The following is a 786-nucleotide window of genomic DNA, read 5'->3' on the forward strand; positions in this document are numbered from 1 at the left end:
TGCCGACGGCGAATGCCATCGGCCGTAGAGAGAACTTCGATTTGAGGGCGGTAAATGAAATCGGACATAAGGCCGGACTTATCATCGGATCGTAGCCGAAGTCAGACGGCCCCCGCCGAAGCCTTACCCTTCGGCCTCGGTGTCCGCAGGAAAGCCGAACCAGTCTTCGGCGATGACGCGAATATTTTCCTTCATTCCGTTCACGCGGGCGGTAATATCGTTTCTGGACTTGGCGTCGGCTTTCGATTTCTTCGGCATCCGGCGCCGCGCTCGCACGCGGAAGGTTTCCAGTTCATTGACGCAAGCTGCGAAGAACTGTGGTTCATGCAGGCGGCCGGTCGGCCGCTGCCAAGAGAACTTTGGCGCTGATCCGAACTTGCTGCCGGGGTAGTTCTGCGAAAGGTTTATCGGACTTCCTTGGCCGTCTGTGTAGGTCTCGTTGAAGAGATCGAGAGGTTTGACGCGTGGGTCGAAATCGACATCCATTCGATAGACATACCCGCTCTTCGCGTCCGCCGTGATGGCGCAGTTGAGTTGCGTGTTTCGCTGATCGGTCGCTGTTTCCCAGTTCACGGTCAGAACCATATCATCATGGCTGAGGCAGTGTGAACCGCCCCGGTTTTACCGGAGACTGTTAAGTTCTTCTCAAGCGACTTTACCGAGTGTGTTCATGTTTGCATAGAACGCCTCCTCAGCTTCCGATGGTGTGATGTATCCGATAGGTTCAAGCAGGCGGCGGTTGTTGAACCAATCGACCCATTTGAGGGTTTCCCATTCGACGGCATC

Annotated in this window: 1 protein-coding gene and 1 pseudogene; both read right to left on the reverse strand. The window is 55.5% G+C overall.

Annotation, left to right across the window (positions count from 1 at the left end; genetic code table 11):
- Window positions 1-123 precede the first annotated feature (123 nt).
- The gene (locus DQ230_RS16920; RefSeq protein ID WP_203228125.1) at window positions 124-573 is read right to left on the reverse strand and encodes a hypothetical protein; all 450 of its coding nucleotides are present in this window, start codon (window positions 571-573) and stop codon (window positions 124-126) included.
- Window positions 574-645: 72 nt separating this feature from the next.
- Window positions 646-786, reverse strand: a pseudogene (locus DQ230_RS16925) (IS3 family transposase); the annotation flags it as partial.

Source organism: Roseovarius dicentrarchi (assembly GCF_003316635.1).
Taxonomy (GTDB): Bacteria; Pseudomonadota; Alphaproteobacteria; order Rhodobacterales; family Rhodobacteraceae; genus Roseovarius; species Roseovarius dicentrarchi.